The sequence below is a fragment of the Kitasatospora sp. NPDC058218 genome (assembly GCF_042882445.1).
Taxonomy (GTDB): domain Bacteria; phylum Actinomycetota; class Actinomycetes; order Streptomycetales; family Streptomycetaceae; genus Kitasatospora.
In genome coordinates, this window is the sequence record NZ_JBHVWC010000137.1 from 1 (window position 1) to 6,602 (window position 6,602).

Below are 6,602 nucleotides of genomic sequence, written 5' to 3' on the forward strand. Positions count from 1 at the left end.
TCGAGGTTGTCGGGGAGGAGGGTGACGGGCTGGCCGGTGATGAGGGGGGTGAAGAGGTTGGGGATGCCGAGGTCGAACGCGATGGAGGAGAACAGCGGCGCGCCGCCGGTGCCGGCACTGGCGTAGATGTCGGCGGTGTGGTGCAGGTAGTTGGCCAGGCCGTGGTGGTGGACGAGGACGCCCTTGGGGCGGCCGGTCGAGCCGGAGGTGTAGATCGCGTAGGCCAGGTTCTGGCCGTCCAGGGTGCGCTCGGGCGCCGTGGCGGGGTACTGCTCGATGGTCGCCTGCTCGCGCTCGACGACGACGAGGGTGCCGTTGTACTGGGCGCCGACGGTGTCGGCCAGGGCGTCGGAGGTGACGATCGCGGGAGTGGCGGTGTCCGCCAGCACATAGGCCAGTCGGTCGGCGGGCCAGGACGGGTCGAGCGGGAGGTAGGCGGCGCCGGCCTTCCACACGCCGAGCAGCGTCGGGACCAGGTCCGCGCCGCGCTCCAGGCAGACGCCGACGAGGACGTCGGGGCCCGCGCCCAGGCCGGTCAGGTGGTGGGCGATGCGGTTGGCGCGTTCGTCGATCTCGCGGTAGGTGAGGTGGATGCCGTCGACGATGACGGCGGTGGCGTCCGGGGTGGCCTGGGCTTGCGCCTCGACGAGGTCGAGGGTGGTGGCGGTCGGCCACTGCACGGAGTCACCCGCGGCCCAGGCCGTGAGCTGGGCACGCTCCGTCTCGGGCAGGTGGGAGAGGGTCGCGTCACCGTTCGGGTCGGCGGCCATCGACTCCAGCACCAGCCGGTAACGCTCGGCCAGGGAGTCCAGGTTCGCCCGGTCGATCGCGGTGCTCATGCTGTCGAGGTTGATCCGGCCGCCACGCACGATCACGTTGAGGGCGAACGAGTTGCTGCCGTCGCCCATCGACCCGTCGACGTCGACGGAGTTCTCGTCGACGACGTGGAAGTCCAGGTACTCGAAGAGGATCGAGACCAGCTCGCCGGAGCTGCCGGCGGCGCGCTGGACGGCGGGCAGCGGGTAGCGGCGGTGGGACCAGATGGCGGTCTCGGTGGCGTAGGTCTGCTCGACCAGTTCGCGCCAGGTCGCGGCGCCCCGGGTGGCCGGGAACGGCAGGGTGTTGAGGTGCATGCCGAGCACCCGGTCGGCGCCGGGGGCCTCCATGCGGCCGTGGTAGACCACGCCGGTGTGGAAGGCGTCCTCGGCCGTCAGGTTGCCCATCACCTTGAGGTGCGCGGCCAGCAGCACGCTCTTCAGTGACGTCTTCGCCTGGGTGGCGAGACGTCGCAGGCCGTCCTCGATGTCGGTGTAGGGCACCCGGGCATGCAGCTGCTCGACGCCGGCGTCCGGGGCTCCGAAGAGGTCCGGCAGGACCAGCGGGCTGTGCTCGTCGACGAGTTGCTGCCAGAAGGCCTGGGTCTGCGGGTCGGAGAGCGCGTCCTGCTCGGCGGCGATGTAGTCGGCGTAGCGGACGGACGGCACCTCGTAGGCGGCCGGCTCCTCGCCGCTCCGCAGGCTGCGGTAGCAGGCGAGGATCTCCATCACCAGGGTGTGGTAGCTCCACCCCTCCGTGACGGCGTGAATGTGACTGAACGTCAGGCGCCAGGCCTGGTCGGACTCCAGGTGGACGGCGATGCGCACCAGCGGCGCAGCGGCCAGCTCGAAGCCCAGGGCGCGCTCGGAGGTCATGAACTCCTGCTTGCGCTCCGCCACCTCGGCCTCGGTCAGGTCGCGCAGGTCGTGCGTGGTGACCGGGATCTCGGCGGTGGCGTGGACGAGCTGGAGGGGCTGGCTGTAGCCGTCCAGGTGCATCGAGGTGCGCAGGATGTCGTGCCGGGCCACCACCGTGTCGACGGCGTGGCGGAACGCCGCTGCGTCGAACGGGACTTCGTCGGGGACGAGGAAGGAGTTCAGGTTGTGGTACGTGTTGCCGCCCTGCGCCGCGAGCAGCTCGACGAGCATGCCGGTCTGGATCTGGGAGAGCGGGTAGGCGTCGACCACGTCGCTGGGGAGGGCCGTGCGGTCCTCGTCGCCGATGAGGGCGAAGGGTTCGACGGCGGTGATCAGGGATGTGCCGGTGGTGTTGCCGGGCAGGGTGGTGGCCAGGGCGGCGATGGTGCGCTGCTGGAAGATGTCCGGGATGGTGATGTCGTAGCCGGCGGCACGGAGTGCGCCGACGAGGCGGACGGCGCGGATGGAGTCGCCGCCGAGGTCGAAGAAGCTGTCCTCGACGCCGACCTGCGCCAGGCCCAGCACTTCGGCCCAGACTGCCGCGAGGCGCTCCTCGACGGGGGTGCGGGGGGCGGTGTAGCCGCCGGTGGTGAAGGCGTCCAGGTCCGGGGCGGGCAGGGCACGGTGGTCGACCTTGCCGCTGTTGCTCAGCGGGATCGCCTCGATCGCCACGTAGGCGGTCGGGACCATGTACTCCGGCAGGAGCCGGGCGAGGTGGGCCCGCAGCTCGGCGGTGTCCACGGGGCCGTCGGTGGGGACGACGTAGGCGACGAGGGCCTCGTTGTGGACGGTGACGACGGCCTGGCGGACCTCCTCCAGCACGCTCAGGACACTCTCGATCTCACCGAGTTCGATGCGGTAGCCACGGATCTTGACCTGGCTGTCGATCCGGCCCAGGCACTCCAGGGTGCCGTCGGGCAGGAACCGGGCCAGGTCACCGGTGGCGTACAGACGCGACCCGGCCGGACCGTACGGGTTGGGCAGGAACCTCTCCGCCGTCAGGTCCGCACGCCCGTGGTAGCCCCGGGCCACACCGTGGCCGTCGATGTACAGCTGACCGGTCACCCCCGGCGCGAGCAGCGCGAGGTGCTCGTCCAGCACGTAGACACCGGTGTTCGCCAGCGGAAGGCCGACGGTCACCGCGTCGGCGGCCGACGGAACCTCCCAGTACGTCGACCAGATGGTCGTCTCCGTCGGACCGTAGACGTTGACGACCCGCCCGGTGGCAGCCGTGAGCCGGGCGGCGAGGTGCGCCGGCAGGGCCTCGCCACCGGTCAGGGCCGTCACCGCGCCGTTCTCGAAGCCGGCCTCCAGCAGCAGCCGCCACGCCGACGGCGTGGCCTGCACATGGGTGACCCGATGAGCCCCGATCAGCGCGATCAGCGCCGCCGGATCCTTCACCTCGTGGTCCTGCGCCAGCACCACACGACCACCGGTGATCAACGGCAGATGCAGCTCCAGACCCGAGATGTCGAACGACACCGACGTCGAGGCCAGCCACACCGTACGCCCCCGCGCACCCAGGTCATCACGCACCGACGCCAACAGGTTGTGCAACGCACCGTGCCCGACCATCACGCCCTTCGGACGCCCGGTCGAACCACTCGTGTACAACACATACGCCAACCGATCCGCATCGACGACGACCGGCCCGGCCACCGCCGCCACCTCGTCCAGCGCCACCGTGTCCAGATCGACCCGGACACCCGCGAACCCCACCGACAGACCGCTCACGGCGACCAGCACCGCCGCACCCGAATCCGCCAGCATGTAATCGATCCGCTCACCCGGCAACGCCGGATCGATCGGCAGATACGCCGCACCCGCCAACCACACACCGTGCAACAACGGCACCAGATCGACCCCACGCGGCAGACACACACCCACCACGCTCTCCGGACCCACCCCCGCCGCCCGCAACAGACCCGCGAACCGAGCAGCCCGCTCCGCCACCTGCCCATACGTCAGCTCGACATCACCCACCACCACCGCGACCGCGGCGGGAGTGGCCGCCGCCTGGGCTGCGAACGCCTCCGGAGTGCTGGCGGTGTCCCACAGGACCTCACGGGTCGGCGCCGACAGCACCGCCACCTCCGCGGCGGACAGGTGGACCGCACGCGCGTCACCCTCCGGATCCGCGGCCATCGACTCCAGCACCGACCGGTACAACCCACCCAGCCGCTCCAGACCCTCGGCACCGAAGGCCTCGGTCGTGCTGCTGAGGTTGAAGCGCCCGTCCCGGGTGATGACGGTCAGCCCGAACTCGTTGACGCTCTCGCGCAGTTCGTCGGCGGTGTCGACCGCGTCGGCGTCCAGCTGGTGGAAGTCGTGGAAGTCGAACATGACGGAGACCAGGTCGCCGGAGCTGCCGGCGGCGCGCTGGATGGCGGGCAGCGGGTAGCGGCGGTGCGACCAGATGGCGCTCTCGGTCGCGTACGTCTGCTCGACCAGTTCGCGCCAGGTCGCGGCGCCCCGGGTGGCCGGGAAGGGAAGGGTGTTGAGGTGCATGCCGAGCACCCGGTCGGCGCCCGGTGCCTCCAGTCGGCCGTGGTAGACCACGCCGGTGTGGAAAGTGTCCTCGGCCGTCAGGCTGCCCATCACCTTGAGGTGCGCGGCCAGCATGACGCTCTTCAGTGACGTCTTCGCCTCGGCGGCGAGCTTGCGCAGGCCGTCCTCCAGGTCCGCGAACGGTACCTGCAGACCGGCCCGACCGCCCGGCTCGTCGCCCCAGGTGGCGGGCAGGACGAGCGGGCTGTGGGTGTCGACGACCTGCTGCCAGAAGGACTGGGTCTGCGGGTCGGCGAGGGCGGTCCGCTCGGCGGCGATGAAGTCCGCGTACCGGACCGGGGCCGGCGCGGCGGCGGCCGGCTCGCGGCCGTCCCGCAGCGCCTGGTAGGCGCCGAGGAGCTCCATCAGCATCGAGTTGACGGACCAGCCGTCGGTGATGGCGTGCGGGTAGGTGAGGGTCAGGTACCAGGACTCGTCCGACTCCAGGTGCGCGGCGATGCGCATCAGCGGAGCGGCCGTGAGCTCGAACGCGGCGGCGTTCTCGGCGGCGGCGAAGGTGCGGCCGTGCTCGGTCTGCTGCTCGGTGGTCGAGCCGCGCAGGTCGTGGACGGTGACCGGGATCTCGGCGGTGGCGTGCACGAGCTGCAGCGGCTCGCCGAAGCCCTCCAGGTGCATCGAGCTGCGGAGCGTCTCGTGGCGGGCGGTGATCAGCTCGACGGCGCGGCGCAGGGCGTCCGGCGAGAACGCCTGACGGTCCGGCAGGCGGAACGACGTGATGTTCTGGTAGACGTTCCGCCCGTCGGCCGCTGCCAGCATCTCGACGAGCATGCCGGTCTGGATCTGGGAGAGCGGGTAGGCGTCGACGATGTCGGTGGGGAGGGCTGTGCGGTCGTCGTCGGAGATCTGGGTGAAGGGCTGGACGGCGGTGATCAGGGATGTGCCGGTGGTGTTGCCGGGCAGGGTGGTGGCGAGGGCGGCGATGGTGCGCTGCTGGAAGATGTCGGGGATGGTGATGTCGTGGCCGGCGGCGCGGAGTGCGCCGACGAGGCGGACGGCGCGGATGGAGTCGCCGCCGAGGTCGAAGAAGCTGTCCTGGACGCCGACCTGGGGCAGGCCGAGGACGTCGGCCCAGATGGCGGCGAGGCGTTCTTCGACGGGGGTGCGGGGGGCGGTGTGGCGGGTGGTGGTGAAGGCGTCCAGGTCGGGGGCGGGGAGGGCGCGGGTGTCGGCCTTGCCGTTGGTGGTGAGGGGGATGGTGTCCAGGGTGACGAACGCGGCCGGGACCATGTACTCGGGCAGTGAGGTTGTGAGGTGGGCGCGCAGTTCGGTGGTGTCGACGGTGGTGTTGGCGGTGGGGACGAGGTAGGCGACGAGCATCTTCTCGCCGTTGTTGCCGTTGTCGCGGACGGTGACCACGGTCTGGCGGATGGTGGGGAGTTGGGTGAGGGCGGCTTCGATCTCGCCGAGTTCGATGCGGTAGCCGCGGATCTTGACCTGCTTGTCGATGCGGCCGAGGGATTCGAGGGTGCCGTCGGGCTGGCGTAGGGCGAGGTCGCCGGAGCGGTAGAGGCGGGAGCCGGCGGGGCCGTGGGGGTTGGGGACGAAGCGTTCGGCGGTGAGTTCGGGGCGGTTGAGGTAGCCGCGGGCGACGGCGGGGCCGGTGACGTGGATTTCGCCGGGGACGCCGGTGGGGACGAGGTGTCCGTGGGGGTCGAGGATGTGGATGGCGGTGTCGTCCATCGGGGATCCGACGGGGCTGTGTGCGGTGCGGGTGACGTCGTGGTCGGTGATGCGGTGGTAGGTGGAGTGCACGGTGGTTTCGGTGATGCCGTACATGTTGACCAGTGCGGTGTTCCGGGTGCCGACGCGGTCGGTCCAGGGGCGCAGTTCGGTCATTTCCAGGCGTTCGCCGGCGAAGACGACGGCGCGCAGGCTGAGTTCGTCGATGCGGGGGTCGCCGTCGGTGGCGAGTTGGGTGAGGGTGCGGAACGCGGAGGGGGTCTGGCAGAGGATGGTGGCCTGTTCGGTGACGAGCAGGTCGAGCATCTCGTGGGGGGAGCGGCTGGTGTGGCGGGGGACGATGACGAGGCGGCCGCCGTGGAGGAGGGCTCCCCACATCTCCCAGACGGAGACGTCGAAGGCGTAGGAGTGGAAGAGCGGCCAGACGTCGGTGGGGCCGAAGTGGTAGTTCTCGCGGGTGGCGGTGAACAGGCGGGCGACGTTGGTGTGGGTGAGGCTGACGCCCTTGGGCTGGCCGGTGGAGCCCGAGGTGTAGATGACGTAGATCTGGTTGTCGGGTCGTACGTCGGTGGCCGGGGCGGTGGCCGGGTGGGCGGCGATCTCGTCCTGGTGGGTGTCGAT

1 protein-coding gene is annotated in these 6,602 nt (G+C 70.8%); it reads right to left on the reverse strand.

Translation table 11 applies throughout. The features are described from left to right. A partial coding sequence (locus ACFVYI_RS42010; protein ID WP_387895331.1) for an amino acid adenylation domain-containing protein occupies nucleotides 1-6,602 on the reverse strand: 6,602 nt, incomplete at both ends.